Raw genomic sequence first — 15,234 nt, 5'->3', positions numbered from 1 at the left:
GACTGACAACCGTGACTAGCTTCGAGGGCGACCAGCCCGCAGCTGAGTCGGGCGAGTCGACGACCACCGACGCCGCTGACTCGGCGACGCCGGCCGACGACACCGCCGGCGCGGTCGAGGCCACCGAGGACGCCGCGCCCGAGGGTGCGGCAGACGCCGTCGAGGCCCCCGAGGTGGACGAGGATGAAGATCCGGCCGTCACCCTGAAGAGGGAGCTGCGCAGCAAGCCCGGTGACTGGTACGTCATCCACTCTTACGCAGGCTACGAGAACAAGGTGAAAGCCAACCTCGAAACCCGCGTGCAGAACCTCGACGTCGGCGACTACATCTTCCAGGTCGAGGTGCCCACCGAAGAGGTCACCGAGATCAAGAACGGCCAGCGCAAGCAGGTCAACCGCAAGGTGCTGCCCGGCTACATCCTGGTGCGGATGGACCTGACCGACGACTCCTGGTCTGCGGTGCGCAACACCCCGGGTGTCACCGGCTTCGTGGGCGCGACGTCACGCCCGACGGCCCTGTCGCTCAACGACGTGGTGAAGTTCCTGCTGCCGCAGGGCCAGCCGAAGAAGCCGGCCAAGGCCACCAGCGGTGCCGCCGCCGCGGCCTCCACCGAGGCCACGCTCGAGCGCCCGGTCATCGAGGTCGATTACGAGGTCGGCGAATCGGTCACCGTCATGGACGGTCCGTTCGCCACGCTGCCCGCGTCGATCAGCGAGGTCAACGCCGAGCAGCAGAAGCTCAAGGTGCTGGTGTCCATCTTCGGCCGCGAGACACCCGTGGAACTGACCTTCACCCAGGTCGCCAAGATCTAAAGACAAGAAAGAAAAGGAACACCCAGCATGCCCCCGAAGAAGAAGGTCACCGGGCTGATCAAGCTCCAGATCCAGGCTGGTCAGGCCAACCCTGCCCCGCCTGTGGGTCCCGCGCTCGGTCAGCACGGCGTCAACATCATGGAGTTCTGCAAGGCGTACAACGCCGCGACCGAGTCGCAGCGCGGCAACGTCATCCCCGTGGAGATCACCGTCTACGAGGACCGCAGCTTCACGTTCGCCCTGAAGACCCCGCCCGCTGCCAAGCTGCTGCTCAAGGCTGCCGGCGTGCCCAAGGGATCCGGCGAGCCGCACAAGACCAAGGTCGCCAAGGTCACCTGGGATCAGGTGCGTGAGATCGCCGAGACCAAGAAGGAAGATCTCAACGCCAACGACATCGACCAGGCCGCCAAGATCATCGCCGGCACCGCCCGCTCCATGGGCATCACGGTCGAGTAGTTCAAGAGTGAGGAGGCGGGGCGAAGAATGAGCCCCAGCCGACAAACTCGCAGAACGGATCGGCCCAGAAATACGGTCGAGTAAGTCGTCGCAGTAGTAACCCCGCAATTTGTGGGAGGGCTGGCATCGGCCCGCAAACCACACACTCTGAACTGGAGACATCAATGAGCAAGAACAGCAAGGCATATCGCGAAGCGGCCGAGAAGGTCGACAAGACCAAGCTCTACAGCCCGCTGGAAGCCGCGAAGCTGGCCAAGGAAACCTCGTCGAAGAAGCAGGACGCCACCGTCGAGGTCGCGATCCGCCTCGGTGTGGATCCCCGCAAGGCCGATCAGATGGTCCGTGGCACCGTGAACCTGCCCAACGGCACCGGCAAGACCGCCCGCGTCGCGGTGTTCGCCGTGGGCGACAAGGCCGAGCAGGCCACTGCCGCCGGCGCCGACGTGGTGGGCAGCGACGACCTGATCGAAAAGATCCAGGGCGGCTTCCTGGACTTCGACGCCGCGATCGCCACCCCCGATCAGATGGCCAAAGTGGGCCGCATCGCCCGCGTGCTCGGCCCCCGTGGTCTGATGCCGAACCCCAAGACCGGCACCGTGACCGCCGACGTGGCCAAGGCCGTCCAGGACATCAAGGGCGGCAAGATCAACTTCCGCGTCGACAAGCAGGCCAACCTGCACTTCGTCATCGGCAAAGCCTCCTTCGACGAGAAGAAGCTGGCCGAGAACTACGGCGCCGCGCTGGACGAGATCCTGCGGGCCAAGCCGTCGTCGTCGAAGGGCCGCTACCTGAAGAAGGTCACCGTCTCAACCACCACCGGCCCCGGCATCCCGGTGGACCCGGCCGTCACGCGCAACTTCACCGAAGAAGCGTAAGAACACAATCTGCCCACGAGACCCTCGATGCGCTTGTCGCATCGAGGGTCTCGTCGTCTCAGGAGGCGGTGGGATCCAGCGGCACGTTGACGGTTGCCAGCAGTGCTCGGTGGTCGGAGCCGGGGATGAACACCGTCTTGATCGACTCTGCCGCAGCATTTCTGGTGATCACGTGATCGATCGTCAGCAGCGGAGGATGCCATGTGCGGGACGGGAACGTCGGTGCGAAGCCGGCTCCGGTTTGTTCGACGGCATCGCGGTAGCCGTTGGTCATCAGGTCGCGAAACTGGCGTTCGTCCGGAGTGCTGTTGAAATCACCGGCGACGATGACTGCCCCGGGGTCAGTCGCGACGGCGAAGGCGCCCATCGCCGTCTTCATCGCGCCTACCCCAATACGCCACTGGTCCACGGTGTTTCTCTTGGACGCGACCGGAGAGGTGACGTGCACGCTGGCCACCAGGGGATCGAACCGAACGCCGGGGACATCCACACGCGCCGCTGCCATGCTGTAATCCCGGGGTTTTCCCGGCGGGACAGCGATCAGGGGAAACCGGCTGTAGAGTCCGATCCCGCCGGCGCCTGGCCGAGGGGCCAGCACCGTATGCGGGAAGTCTGAAGCAATTCCGGCGCTTTCGAAGTTCTCAACCGCCTTCGGCGTCAGCTCTGACACGGTGATCACGTCGGCGTTCTGCTTGGCAATCGCAACAAATGAGGATGGATCTGCCTGTCCCAAACGCAGATTCGATGACAGCACCCTGACACCGGCCGGGCTATCCGCAACGGGGGAGTTTCCGATGTAGTACCACGGCACTTGGATCGCCAACGCTGCCACGGCGACGCACACGGCGACGACAGACAGAATCACGCGGCGTGACAGCAGCGCTAGCGCAACGCCTGAGAGCGCCACCGCAAGAGAGATGTAAGGTGCGCCGACAGCCACAACGAGTTCGAGCACATTGGTGATCGGCTGCGCCCGGACAAATTGAATGGCAAGGGCTGAGAGGACTGCGACAACTGCAAGAATCGCCCAGAGAACCCGAGGTCTGCGCATCGAGAGCAGCACGTCCTCCCTGTGCGCCAACTACTGCGGACAGGCTACCAGCGGTGGTGCGGGTTGGCTTGGCGTGCACATCGCCGTGCGATCACCTACCTAAAGACGCGGGCACAGGATCCACTGGTGGATGGCAGGCTGGAACTTGGGGTGGAACGGGTTGCGCTGCAACGAGTTCGAGCCACCCAGCTTATTTGCGCGTCACTCTCACGATGAGACGGTTCAGGGCCGTGTCCCGGCGATACCTTGGGCAATCGCACAGTGAACATTCGGTACCTCGCCTGTAATGCTCATGGGCCGAGCGGTCATGGCCGCACATGCATACATCACCCCGCACGGTGACACCTTACGCTGACAGGCTTGTCCAGCAGCAAAATTGACACCAAGTGTGCAGTTGGGCGCGCCGGCCCACCGAGAAGCGGCTCGTGGGCGGCGGCCGCTGTGTAGTTAGCGCCCGCGACCGCGGATCGAAATTCATTGGCATCGGACCCGTACCTCTCCGTGCCAAAGCGACCGTCGGTTCACCCGTATACGCGTTTGAAGTTCGTAAGTGCGCCGAAGCGGCTCCTCTACTCCCGAATGAGCCGCGCGGGGACCAGTAGTTGCATGGGGGTGTGCGTCGACACGCGCACAGTCCACTCCTTCAATACGCAAACAGCCGACAAGTAAGCGAGCTTCACAGCACGACAGTGGGCGGCCAAGGGCGCAACGCGCATGTTGCTGAAAACTGCCTAGCGCGTCGACCCCAGGCTCAGACTGGCAGTAATGAAACTTGTTCATCGTGCTGGGCTCAATCGCTCTCACGGGCAGGGCCGGTAGGTATACGCCGGTCACCGCAGGAAAGAGGTGGGCGTCGGCCACCGATGCGCAACCGCATGTCGCCAGAGGCTGCCGGGTAGCCTCGTTTTGCTGAAAGTGCCCTGGGGTGCTGGATTCCTCGGCAAACTTCGGTGCGCACGCGTTGGCGGCGTTAGATTTAACCTCCCGGACACGTCGTGAGCAGCCCGTTCGCCTTGACGGGATACGCGGAGCCTGAGATGCTTACAGCAACCTGAGGGTCCGCTCAGGAAACAACCGTGAAAAGAGGGGGGACAATGTCCACCATTGCCGCAAGAATTTCTTCGGCTTCGACCAGGGTCAAGGTCGGCACTGCAGCTGTGGCGGTCGTTGCCGCTGCCACCATTACGCCGGCCATCGCCGAGGCCTCGCCGGCCTTCGCGCCTGTCGCGCAGAGCATTGGCAGCTCCGTTACTTCCGAGCTCAGCAGCCTGCCCGCTGTGCCGACCGGCCTGAACGCCGCCGTTGACACCGCAGGTGCCGCTGCCGTTGGTGCCATCAGCGACTTCAACCCGATCCAGTTCATCTGGACCAACATCGTCCAGCCGATCGCCGGATGGTTCTACCAGGTTGGCGAGTTCGTGGTTGGTCTGGCTGCCACGGCCCTCAACGAGTTCGCACGGATTTTCCGTGTTGGCCCCTACGGCACCTCGGGCTAAATAGAAGCTCAAGCACGACCTTGGTCTGTTGCTGTCTCAAACGGCGCGGCCCGTCAGTCGACGGGTCGCGCCGTTTCGAGTTTGGCGCCGTTGTGGATGATGCGGTTTAGCGTGATCCACACCCGAACACGGGAATCTTTGATTTGAGTATGTTCTCTCGACGTCCGTCCCGCGAAGAGTTGGACGGCGGCGATAAATCTGATCTGCTGGCAGACGACGAAACCCGCCAATCACGTTGGGCACCAGGGTTCCTGAGCCCTCGCCGCATCGTGTGGTCAGGCCTGATACTCCTGGTAGTCGTCGTTGCATTCGGATGCTGGTTAGGCCTTCGCGCTATGGACGCCAAAACAAGCCTGGAGCAGGCACGCAGCAACGCACAACAGGCGAAAGACGCTCTGCTACAAGGGGACGCCGATAGCGCCTCGCGATTCGCGGGCGACGCCCAGTCCCACGCGCAGGCCGCGCGCGACGCGACGCATTCACTCCCATGGAACATCGCGGCCGCAGTGCCCTGGCTTGGCAGCCCATTCGAGACAGGTCAGCAGATCTCGAATGTAGTCGCAGGCCTGGCAGCGGACGTGCTGAAGCCTTCGGCTGAGGCTGGAGCCGTACTCTCCCCCGATCAGTTGCTCGCTGACGGCCGGCTCGACGTCCGGGCGCTGCGCAACCAAGAACCTAAGTTGAGCACGCTGTCGCAGAGTGCGAGCCGTCTGAATGCGGAAGCCCAGGCGATTACCGACCCTGGCTATATCTCCGTGCTCGGTAACGCTCGGCTGGAATTACAGCGACAGACTTCTGATATCGCTCAATTGCTTGACAACACGACGCTTGCTGCGCGGCTGGCGCCGTCGTTGATGGGAGCCGACGGCCCACGCACCTATTTCATGGGTTTTCAAACAAACGCCGAAGCTCGCGGCACCGGTGGATTGTTGGGCGGGTTCGGCATCCTTCGATTCGAAAATGGCGAGCCGATGGTCGACACGTTGGGGCCGAACATCGAGCTCGACAAGCAATTCAAACCCTTGGACCTCGGCCCCGAGTATGCGGCGAATTACGGGTTCACTAATCCGACCACTGACTACCGCAATAGCAACCAAAGCTCCCATTTTCCCTACGCGGCGCAAATTTGGAAGTCCATGTGGGCACAACAGACGGGTGTCAATGTTGACGGCGTCATTGCGATAGATCCCGTGGCTCTCAGTTACATCCTTGGCGCTGTCGGCCCGGTGACCACGCCGGACGGAGAAAAGGTCACGAAAGACAACGTCGTAGAGCTGACCGAGTCGACCGCCTATGTCCGCTTTCCTGACGATCAGCTAGCGCGGAAAGAGTACCTGCAGAACATCGCTACCGAAGTTGTCAAGAAGGTCACCGGACGGCTCGAATCTCCCCGCGGACTTCTCGACGCTCTAGGCAAAGCGGTGAGCGAACGGCGAATCGCGGTGTGGAGTTCCTCGCCGACCGACCAGGCGCTGCTCGAACAAACGCCTCTTGCAAACGTGATTCCCGATGATCCGGCTCCCTACGCGGAGGTCGTGGTTAACAACCTCGGTGGAAACAAGCTTGATTACTACCTCACGAGAGATATCGAGTACGTAGCCGACGGTTGCGATGGCGATACCAGGAATTCGACGGTTACCATCCGGCTCAAGAATACTGTGCAAGACGTCCCGCTACCCGACTATGTCTCGGGTAAGGAGGGCTTTCTACCCGGTGTTCAGCTCAACGTTCCGAGGGGCACAATGCTGACCTCAGTTCGTCTGCTCGTCACTAAAGACGCGAAACTGGTCAGTGCGCTATCTAACGGTCAGCAAGTGCAAGTTTTCAGATCCACCGAGCGGAACCACCCCAGTTTCGAAGTACAGGTAGCGATTCCGCCTGGGAAATCAGGAGAACTGACGTTTCGATTGACAGAGCCGACGGTGGCTGGTGCGGCGCGGGTCCCAATCCAACCGTTAGTCGATGACGTCGCGCCCGTGGTGTCCGTTCCCGAGTGCCAGGGATGAGGGCAAGGGCATAAGCACAAGTAAACAGAATCACCGCATAGCGCAGTGTTTGCTGGTGTGGCTTTCGCAGGAAAGCTGCGGTGATGGGATGTCGGTATACTTCCGCAGATCGCAACGTCGCCAGACGGAGCGCCGGGGGGTAAGTCAAACAGCAGGGGAGGGGTTACGTTGACTCTGCAGGATTTTGCAAAATCGCTGCGGTCGCGGTGGATTACGTTGTGCGTCACCGTCTTAGTGGCAGTCCTCGGCGCTGTGGCAATCACTTTGCTAACAACTCCGCTGTACCAGGCTTCTACAAGACTATTCGTTTCTACCGCCGCGGGTGCGTCGGTCGCGGAGCTCTATCAAGGCAACCGGCTGTCGCAGGAGCGGGTGCTCTCCTACACAGAGTTGCTCATGGGGGAGACCTTGGCTCAGCGGACTATCGACAAGCTCGGCTTAGAGATGAGTGCAGGAGCGCTTCAGGCCAACGTCAAGGCGAGCGCTAAGGCCGACACTGTCCTTATCGACGTGGCGGTTCTCGATCCGTCGCCCGTCCGAGCACGTGACATCGCCAATGCCCTGTCCGACGAGTTTGTCGTGATGGTCCGTGAGCTGGAGACTCCTGAAGGCGGCTTGGTTCCCGACGCGCGCGTTGTCGTCGAGCAGACTGCTTCTATCCCAGGCAAGCCGGTCGTGCCGAATACAACTCGCAATCTCGCCACAGGACTCGCGCTTGGGCTGGCGCTGGGCGTTGGGCTCGCGGTGCTGCGGGACATGCTTGATAACACGGTGAAGAACCGGGAGACGGTGGAACAAATCACGGGTGTGGGGCTCGTCGGTAGCATCCCGCTCGACAAAGAGCGTCGGAAGCACGCTGCGATTTCCTTTGATTTCGACAACTCGGCAATCGCTGAAGCTTTTCGCAAGCTTCGAACCAACCTGCAGTTTCTAGCGGTCGACAATCCCCCCCGGGTCATCGTGGTAACCAGTTCGACCCCATCCGAGGGAAAGTCGACCTCGGCAATCAACATAGCTCTGGCATTGGCAGAAGCTGAAAATAATGTGGTGCTGATAGACGGCGACATGCGGCGACCAACACTGCACAAATATCTCGACCTTGTTCAGCCTGTGGGCTTCAGCACCGTCTTGAGCGGTGGTGCCTCGCTAGACGACGCGCTGCAAAAAACTCGGTTCTCCGGACTCACTGTTCTTACCTCAGGAACCATTCCGCCGAACCCAAGTGAGTTGCTGGGCTCACTCACGGCTAAAAAGCTGCTTAGCGAACTCCGTGCGCAGTTCGACTACGTGATAGTGGATTCAACGCCGCTGCTTGCGGTTACAGATGCCGCGATCATGGCGGCAGGCGCAGACGGGGTGCTGATCATGGCACGTTATGGGCAGACTAAGCGTGAGCAACTTTCCCATGCAGTTGGAACTCTCGAGAGTGTTGGTGCCTCAATTTTGGGTGCTGTATTTACTATGACGCCGACCCGTGGGGGCGCGTCGTATGGGTACAGCTACTACGGCGAGGACAACGCGCGGCGGCCGGTCCCTCGAGAAGTGAACGACGAAGCTTCAACACCGGCGCCGGTACGCTCGAAAGAAGCTGCGTCTGCGGCGCCCGACGCGGAACTGTCTACTAAACCCCAAACCACAGAAGGCGCCTAGTAACCAGTCGCCGCCCGGTAAAGAGCAGCTGCCGATGCGTCGGAAGTAATCGGCAGTTTGGTGGTAATGCCTGGATGCCGGCTTGTTGAGGGCGGATGGGCGCCGGTTGTACGACGGTTGGAATACAAATCGCCGCTAGTGCGCCGTGCCGTCGATTGAGTTCAGCGGAGTGCCGTATCGGGACAGTGACTGATTCGGCGTGCTGCATGCGCACGCGACGTTACCGATCGGTGGCGGACACCCTCGCTCCTGAGGCAGATTCGCGTCCGCCACTGTGCACCAACCAGACTCTCCGCAATTGGGTGTCTCAGTACCGGAGACACGCCAAGAACGTCTGGGAAACGTTCACGCAAGGCGTGGTCGTATGGGAATGCGCGTCTGGGCCTTCGCGCACATGTCTGGGTGGACGGTTCTTACCAAGGGCCTAGTAAGCGGGTTGTCGAATAATCAGAGTGTAGTGGTCTATTCGATCGGTAGACCATCCCTCGAGGCATCCCGGTAGTTGGAAGCCCTCTAGCACGGCCCAGTCGAGTCCTTCGCGATCTAACAGATCACATACTAGGTGAGGAGATTCCTCCACAGCCCGCGCCGCCTGAACGCGGCGGATCCACTCGGTCAGCTCACCATTTTCGAATGGGTGTGACTTCCAATCAACGAAGATCGGTACTCGGGCATTCAGCCGGATATCTTGGGCGCTTACTGGAACAAGGCCGACTCCGTGAAGCGGGCTAGTTCTTAGCTCCTGTATAAGCGGCGAGGGTTGCCGGTCAACAGCTGTGAGCGGCCCGGGTAACCCCTCAACGATTACTCCGGCTATGCCAATAACAGAAATGACTCTAATTATTGGTTGACCAGCCCGCACGGTTCGAAATACTAACAACCAGAAGAATGAGACGAGACCGTGGAAGCAATCGGCACTAGGACGACGGAGACCCGCCAGGGGAACGTGAGACCTAAGCGGGAGCTGTGGTCTGCTACCACGTAGGCAGCGCATGCCAGTGCTACAAAGAGGCTGAATAGGAGGAAAATACATAACCACCACGAGCGGAGTGTAAATCTAGAAATAATTGCTGCGGCAATAATCGTGCACGTCGCGATTAAAGTCTGATTGAAGGACCAATGGGTGATCAGGGTGTGGTGAGGTATCCGCTCAAACGCAAGGAAGTCTCGGGTAGCGGATGTACCGCGGCCGAGCCCCCGTGCGGCTGGGCTAGTAAGTGCTACGCCCACTCCAGCGCTAACAATTGTCAGCGCTGCCATCCTCAGAAGCCGCAATCCGTGGCCACACGCGGCGTCCGCTAAAAGCATGCCGATTACCGCGATGGACAATGGGATGAGATAGGCAGCATGGAGGACGCACGCCAAGAGGGCTGAGCCCAGTGCCGCGAGCCGCGGCCAGCGCAAGCAGTCGAACGTCCTCGACCAAAAGAAGAAAGCAAGTGCAGCGAGGAAGAAAACGCCGCCCATGCTGGGAAGTAATTGGCCGGGGGTATGGAGGAGATTCTGGCCCGCGAAGCCGGTGAAAACCGTCACTCTCTTAAAGTCCGAGATCGGGATTTGGTGCAGTTGCCGCCCGACGACTGCGACCGTCGCTACAACCAGCGCCACAATCCAGCTGAGGCGCTAAACATCTAAATGCTGGCGCAATAAGAGCCAAGACCAAGCGGCGACGGCGAGAAACCCAATAAAAGCCAAGAAAACAGTGAGCGCAACCAGCCCTCGTTGTCCGCCGATGTCGAAAACCAATCGAACCAACGCACTGAAAATAGGAAAAGCATCAGTGGTACTGAGGAGCCAATCCCGCCTCAGGGATGGGTAGGCCGTACCAATCGCGTGTAGCAAGTAGGTATTCTGGCTATTCGAATAGAAGCCATCGCAGCCGTACGCAAATGCGGCAGCCAGGGCGGCGGCGGTCGCTGGTGCCGCCAAAAAGGCCCTTTGCACCGCCCGGCGCTTTCTTGATGGCCCACTCATCGCCGGATCATATCCGCTTTGTCTGTCACGGGGCTTGGAGCAGATGGCTCGCTGCCTCTGCGCAGGGCCGCATGAAAGCCAGCCGTAGGTTGAAGGCGCATACCATTTTCCCTTGCGGCAGTACCGGCGGGCTTTCTAAGATGCGCTTTGACGGCGGCGGACGAGGGCGATTGAGTGGCTCGATACCGATGCGTTCCCCACTTCAGGCAGAGGCTCGCTCGGCGAGCGGTAACAGCGACACTGCGCTGAAACGTATAAGTGGCTTACGCGCGTCTTGTGCCGCGGATTCGCAAGCATGGACTCGATATGAACTCCTGCACTTTCACGTCTGACGCACGCAGCTGGCCGGCCGGCAGCGCCAGTGCACCGCCATGGCCAGGGCGGTGGCTCTGCGACCGAGTAGCACCGATGCTGTCCGGCCCAGATCCTAAGCCCTAGCCAGTTTGGAGCGCTCGTGGCGCCGCTCACGGTGATGTAGACACACGAAGGGGCTTGTCTAATACCGTTCTTCGCCAGCGTGCAGTTCAGCAACGGATTGGCAGGAAAGCTGTTCAGGCGAGAGAGCTCGGCTTGGTTTCAGTCAGACCCGCCGCTGTGCCATTTCACACACCGTCGTTAATCACCCGGTTCCACTTGGTGCCAGGGCCTCGTAATCGGCGCGGGGGGACATTGGCACGCGTTCACAACGAGACAGCAAAGTCCTCCGCATTACGGATCCAACTACGATTTGGGCACCGCGCGAACCCACCATTCGTGTTGTACAGTGGCGCTACTGAGCCTAACGGCCGCAGAATCGGGGAGGGGACCGCCACGGTGGGCAGCTTGGACAAATTTAATCTGACATGCCGCGCAGGTGAATCCCGCGCTGAGCAATTACTCGGCGATGCAGATCACGCAGCTTTTTTCTCGGTGCCGAAGCGCGTGCATGGTGTTGACTGCGAAATCAAAGATTGAAAGCGTGGATACAACGCCTACGGCTAGAACAGTCCTCGTTAGATTGCTCTTTGCGGGCACGCTAATACTATTCGTTATTCAGCTGGCCATGATCTATACAACCCGAACGCAACCCTATCCCGCGCTAACTATGCCAGGATTCGCGGGCACACCGACCGATGCAGGAGTGATCGATTGGAACGAACCCACGGTATTCGCACTGCTGGCTGATGGAAACCGCGTCCCTATCGATTACCGACAACTCTTGCCTGCCGATACCGGGGTTCTCGCCTCATCGGTCTTTCGCGAGGAATTCTATGACGACGCGTTTACTCAAAAGCCCGAAACTGTGAATTGGATGGCGCAACGACTCGGAGAGATTTTTCCCAGCGAACACGTCGTCGGAGTCGACATCGTCTGGCGGGAGGCGGAGTTCAATATCAATGGCAGTACTGAATCGGGACCCACTTTCGAGACGCGTAACGTGTTCCACGTTGACTTCGAGCGTACGCCATGACGCTCACGAGGACGTTCGATGCCTGGGTTCAGGTAGGGCCGTTTAAGCCAATCGACCTCGGGATCTACCGGATCGTATATGCGTTGACCACCTTATGCGTGGCGCCTAGTATCCAATGGCTGGATAGCTATCCGAATGCGATGTACTCTGCGCCGCCTGGGCCCTTCCAACTCCTGTCCGGCTATCCAGATCTCTGGGTCCTAGTCGGCTTAGAGCTATTGCGCACGATGGCTCTCGTCTTGCTTGGCATCGGGTTGTGGACCAAGTTCTCTTCAATCGCTACGGTTCTTCTGCTACTCGGTACCTATGGCCTGACGTACACGTTGGGCAAAATTGACCACACAATCCTTCTGGTGATAACCCCACTGGTGTTGTGCTTCGCTAATTGGGGCGACCGATTGTCGGTCGATTCGATACTGGCCCGGCGCGATAAACCGAGAACGACCCCTCAATGGCCAATGCGCTATTTGGCGTTCGCTATAGGTTTGAGCTTTTTTGTCGCGGCTGCGATGAAACTCGGTACGGGATGGTTGAACCCCTCAAGTCAAGCGGTTAGGGGCTACTTCTTCGAATATTATTTGGTGCAGGAGCGGACATCGTGGTTGGCGAGCTGGGCGTATAGCTTTAATGTTCGACCTGTCTGGGAGCTTCTGGATTGGGCTACAGTAGTACTTGAATTTGCGATACTCGCGGCAGTCCCATGGTGGCGCGCATTCCGGATTTCTCTAGCCCTGATTACCTTCTTCCACCTTGGTGTCTTCCTCCTCATGAACATCACTTTCTCACAGAACTTGATTCCCTACGCGGCATTCATCTCCTACAGCGCCCTTGTCGCAGCTGTACGTCCGCAGTGGGGTGGTCATGCGACGAGGAGTCGGCTGGAACCGTTGAAGAATGTGCCGCAGTTCATGGCGATCCCGGCCATTTTGATTTTAGCCTCGGCCGCAAGTGGTGGTATCTGGTTCTTGACCGCCAATTCGGATTTGATAGCGAACATCCTGAATCCGGTATTATTGTTTGTAGGTGCGATCATCGCCTTTGGATACTTGGTGAAACAAGTCTTAGACCCTGGTCTGCGAAACCAGAAGGCACCTCAAGCAAGTGGCCTGGCGTTAGGCGGAAACCGCGAACATTAGTGTGCGAACGTGCGTAGAAACTTCGCCACGCGCTTGAGCGGCGGGCGACGCCAATTAGTTTTCCCACTACTCTGAAAGGCAGAAGAGTCATACACCATGAGCACGAATCGTGGCGCTCCTTTCTTTTCTGTGATAATACCCACCTACAACCGATCCGCGACAATTCGTCCAACCCTCGAGTCCGTGCAGGCGCAGACTTATCGTGACTTTGAGTGTCTTGTCATAGACGACGGCTCAAGCGATGGGGACCAACTCGCTGCCCTGGTCTCGTCTTTTGACGACGAACGCTTCCGGTACGTGCGCCAAGAAAACGGTGGTGCTAGTAGCGCACGCAACCGCGGTTTCGAGCATGCACGTGGCCGCTACGTGGCTTTGCTCGATTCCGATGATCTTTTTGTTCCGAACAAGCTTGAGCGCTGCGTTGATGTTCTCGCCAAACACGAAGACGATATTCTTCTTTATTCCCAGATGATTGTGGAACGGGGCCTGGAGAAGAAGTGGATCCGGCCGTCGAAGGGCGCGGGGGCTTTAGAGCGTGTAGACGAGTACATACTCTGCACTCCCGGTACCATTCGTACCTCTACAATCGTCGTTTCGACGTCTCTTGCTCTTAAAGTACGTTTTGATGAAACACTTCCTTGGTTTCAGGATAGTGACTTCGCGATTCGCGCCGCGAATTCTGGGGCGTCATTTGAGTTCATCGCCGAACCTTTGGTCGTACTTGAAGATAAGGTTGGGTACGCCCGCGTCTCAAGGAGTCCGAGCTACACGCCCGTTCTTGACTACTTCGAAAAGATGCGCGCACAAGGGGAGATTTCTGATCGGGCATACTGGGCGGGTCGCGGGTGGCCGTGCGCGCGCGTAGCCTCCACGTCGAATCGTGCGCACGCTATCCGGCTATATCTGCAGGCGGTTACGCACCGCGCATTTCCGTGGCGTCATGCGGTCATCGTTGGGGCTCAGGTTGTCGTACCGTATCGGTTGTATCAAGCGATTGCGAACAGTGTCGTGCGTCTTCGCGGTCGAAGGCTGCAGGCCGAGTAGTGGGGGTCATGCTTCGTTAGGCACCGCCGGCAGTGGCGAGTGCTCACGGAGCGCGTTAGGCTCGTGCCGCAACAAGCATGGCGGCGCGGGGGTAGGTACGCTGCGCGTAATAAGGGGACTTTACTTTGTCATTGCAAAAGAGATTGAAGAATCTACTGCCTAGAGGGCTTGGGCCTCAGCTGACCGCCCTAGCAGGTAAACGTATGGTTCAGCGCGAGTTAATTCGACGGGAATTTTCCACCGATAGCCGTCGGTTTGCAAAGTTCTCTAGTCCGACCGAAACTGCGTCTCCGGATCTTTCCGGGGTGGGGTTAGAGTCGCAATTAACCCGCGATTATCACCGAGTGGAGAAGGGTCTTGCATTGCCAGACCCGAAGCGACCTTTCGGGCAAGGCGCCCTTCTTGATCGCCTAAACAGCTTGATTCCAATCGCCAGCGAATCCGCAAGCGGCGCTCCGTATGTCGGCGTTTCCGTTGCAGCCCGCGACGCACTCTTGGCATGGAACGAGTCCGGCGCCATCGATGATGAAGTATCACCGGTTGCGCCGATATGGAGGGGGCAGGAGCGCGAGGTGACCGACGCGTTCTTCACAACGCGGCGTAGTGTCCGGCATTTCAGCTCGGAATCCGTGGATCGGCATACCGTACATCGAGCTATTGAGCTTGCCGCGTTCTCGCCATCCGTCTGCAACCGCCAGCCCTGGAGAATCCGGCTTTATTCCGGCGACAAGATTGCGCCCGTAATTCGGCATCAGAGTGGCAGCAGGGGTTTTGCCGAGGGGATCCCGCTACTCGCACTCATTTCTGTGGAATTGGGCTTTTTCGTCGGCCGCAGAGAGAGGAATCAGGCATGGATCGACGGAGGGATCTTTGCTTCGAGTCTGGTTTGGGCGCTACATGGATTAGGTCTGAATTCTTGCATGTTGAACCTGAGCATTACCAACGCCACTGCTGATGCACTACGCACGGATGCTGGCTTGCCAGCGAGTGAGGTTCCCATCATGATGGTGGCGATCGGCAACGGAGCGAACGGGCACCGCGCGGCACGCTCGCTGAGACGTGAACTCGGCGCCATTTTGGTCGATGAGCGAGACTGACACGGGTCGGCCCGCTGGCAATTTTGGTTGCAAGAAGGATGGCCACCGCGCCTAAGGCCTCAATACGCCACTCGGATTCTGTGCGGTTCGATGTTCCACATGCAAACGATGCGTCTAATGCCAGTGATTGGTCAACGGTCAACTACTGAGTCGACTGTCTCATTCGAGATTGACGCAGAATAGAAAT

At 59.2% G+C, this 15,234-nt stretch carries 13 protein-coding genes; 10 read left to right on the top strand and 3 right to left on the bottom strand.

The window, feature by feature from the left end:
* Nucleotides 1-11: 11 nt before the first annotated feature.
* The 3 genes from nusG (at nt 12) to rplA (ending at nt 2,143) form a co-directional block, all read left to right on the top strand.
* Nucleotides 12-812, top strand: a complete 801-nt coding sequence (gene nusG, locus AC3A6P_RS10850) for a transcription termination/antitermination protein NusG (RefSeq protein WP_487691496.1) — start codon at nt 12-14, stop codon at nt 810-812.
* Between the two features lie 27 nt (nt 813-839).
* Entirely contained in the window at nt 840-1,268 is a 429-nt protein-coding gene (gene rplK, locus AC3A6P_RS10845) for a 50S ribosomal protein L11 (RefSeq protein WP_011895939.1), read from the top strand.
* A gap of 164 nt (nt 1,269-1,432) precedes the next feature.
* Nucleotides 1,433-2,143 carry a 50S ribosomal protein L1 gene (gene rplA, locus AC3A6P_RS10840; protein WP_487691495.1) on the top strand — a complete coding sequence of 237 codons (711 nt, stop codon included), beginning with the start codon at nt 1,433-1,435 and terminating at the stop codon, nt 2,141-2,143.
* Nucleotides 2,144-2,201: 58 nt separating this feature from the next.
* On the opposite strand, the gene AC3A6P_RS10835 is transcribed toward rplA, so the two are convergent.
* The gene (locus AC3A6P_RS10835; RefSeq protein WP_487691494.1) at nt 2,202-3,206 is read right to left on the bottom strand and encodes an endonuclease/exonuclease/phosphatase family protein; all 1,005 of its coding nucleotides are present in this window, start codon (nt 3,204-3,206) and stop codon (nt 2,202-2,204) included.
* 1,082 nt (nt 3,207-4,288) lie between these two features.
* Between AC3A6P_RS10835 and AC3A6P_RS10830 the strand changes: the two genes are divergently transcribed.
* From AC3A6P_RS10830 to AC3A6P_RS10820, 3 genes are all read left to right on the top strand, one after another.
* The gene (locus AC3A6P_RS10830) at nt 4,289-4,690 is read left to right on the top strand and encodes a hypothetical protein (protein ID WP_487691493.1); all 402 of its coding nucleotides are present in this window, start codon (nt 4,289-4,291) and stop codon (nt 4,688-4,690) included.
* A gap of 335 nt (nt 4,691-5,025) precedes the next feature.
* Nucleotides 5,026-6,696: a DUF4012 domain-containing protein gene (locus AC3A6P_RS10825; protein WP_487691492.1), complete on the top strand. Its 1,671-nt coding sequence runs from the start codon at nt 5,026-5,028 to the stop codon at nt 6,694-6,696.
* 168 nt (nt 6,697-6,864) lie between these two features.
* On the top strand, nt 6,865-8,346 hold the full coding sequence (locus tag AC3A6P_RS10820; protein ID WP_487691491.1) for a tyrosine-protein kinase domain-containing protein: 1,482 nt from the start codon (nt 6,865-6,867) through the stop codon (nt 8,344-8,346).
* A gap of 424 nt (nt 8,347-8,770) precedes the next feature.
* Here AC3A6P_RS10820 and AC3A6P_RS10815 read toward each other — a convergent pair whose 3' ends face one another.
* Nucleotides 8,771-9,340, bottom strand: a complete 570-nt coding sequence (locus tag AC3A6P_RS10815) for a DUF6798 domain-containing protein (RefSeq protein WP_487691921.1) — start codon at nt 9,338-9,340, stop codon at nt 8,771-8,773.
* Nucleotides 9,341-9,969: 629 nt separating this feature from the next.
* Entirely contained in the window at nt 9,970-10,320 is a 351-nt protein-coding gene (locus AC3A6P_RS10810; RefSeq protein ID WP_487691490.1) for a hypothetical protein, read from the bottom strand.
* A 1,042-nt stretch (nt 10,321-11,362) separates the two neighbouring features.
* On the opposite strand from AC3A6P_RS10810, the gene AC3A6P_RS10805 reads away from it, so the two are divergent.
* From AC3A6P_RS10805 to AC3A6P_RS10790, 4 genes are all read left to right on the top strand, one after another.
* The gene (locus AC3A6P_RS10805; protein ID WP_487691489.1) at nt 11,363-11,770 is read left to right on the top strand and encodes a hypothetical protein; all 408 of its coding nucleotides are present in this window, start codon (nt 11,363-11,365) and stop codon (nt 11,768-11,770) included.
* A complete protein-coding gene (locus AC3A6P_RS10800; RefSeq protein ID WP_487691488.1) occupies nt 11,767-12,906 on the top strand; it encodes an HTTM domain-containing protein in 1,140 nt (379 codons plus the stop codon). Before AC3A6P_RS10805 ends, AC3A6P_RS10800 begins: the two co-directional genes overlap by 4 nt.
* Before the next feature lie 96 nt (nt 12,907-13,002).
* On the top strand, nt 13,003-13,950 hold the full coding sequence (locus AC3A6P_RS10795) for a glycosyltransferase family 2 protein (protein ID WP_487691487.1): 948 nt from the start codon (nt 13,003-13,005) through the stop codon (nt 13,948-13,950).
* A gap of 203 nt (nt 13,951-14,153) precedes the next feature.
* The gene (locus AC3A6P_RS10790; RefSeq protein ID WP_487691486.1) at nt 14,154-15,047 is read left to right on the top strand and encodes a nitroreductase family protein; all 894 of its coding nucleotides are present in this window, start codon (nt 14,154-14,156) and stop codon (nt 15,045-15,047) included.
* The last annotated feature ends 187 nt before the right edge of the window (nt 15,048-15,234 follow it).

It is taken from the genome of Mycobacterium sp. Soil_C_30, from assembly GCF_057656995.1.
Note: the sequence above shows the minus strand (reverse complement) of the source record. Positions and strands in the feature narration are given on the sequence as shown.

Coding starts and splice junctions, on each gene's coding strand:
- rplK (WP_011895939.1), top strand. CDS start 840: ATGCCCCCGAAGAAGAAGGTCACCGGGCTGATCAAGCTCCAGATCCAG.
- rplA (WP_487691495.1), top strand. CDS start 1,433: ATGAGCAAGAACAGCAAGGCATATCGCGAAGCGGCCGAGAAGGTCGAC.
- AC3A6P_RS10830 (WP_487691493.1), top strand. CDS start 4,289: ATGTCCACCATTGCCGCAAGAATTTCTTCGGCTTCGACCAGGGTCAAG.
- AC3A6P_RS10825 (WP_487691492.1), top strand. CDS start 5,026: ATGGACGCCAAAACAAGCCTGGAGCAGGCACGCAGCAACGCACAACAG.
- AC3A6P_RS10815 (WP_487691921.1), bottom strand. CDS start 9,340: ATGCGCTGCCTACGTGGTAGCAGACCACAGCTCCCGCTTAGGTCTCAC.
- AC3A6P_RS10810 (WP_487691490.1), bottom strand. CDS start 10,320: ATGAGTGGGCCATCAAGAAAGCGCCGGGCGGTGCAAAGGGCCTTTTTG.
- AC3A6P_RS10805 (WP_487691489.1), top strand. CDS start 11,363: ATGATCTATACAACCCGAACGCAACCCTATCCCGCGCTAACTATGCCA.
- AC3A6P_RS10800 (WP_487691488.1), top strand. CDS start 11,767: ATGACGCTCACGAGGACGTTCGATGCCTGGGTTCAGGTAGGGCCGTTT.
- AC3A6P_RS10795 (WP_487691487.1), top strand. CDS start 13,003: ATGAGCACGAATCGTGGCGCTCCTTTCTTTTCTGTGATAATACCCACC.
- AC3A6P_RS10790 (WP_487691486.1), top strand. CDS start 14,154: ATGGTTCAGCGCGAGTTAATTCGACGGGAATTTTCCACCGATAGCCGT.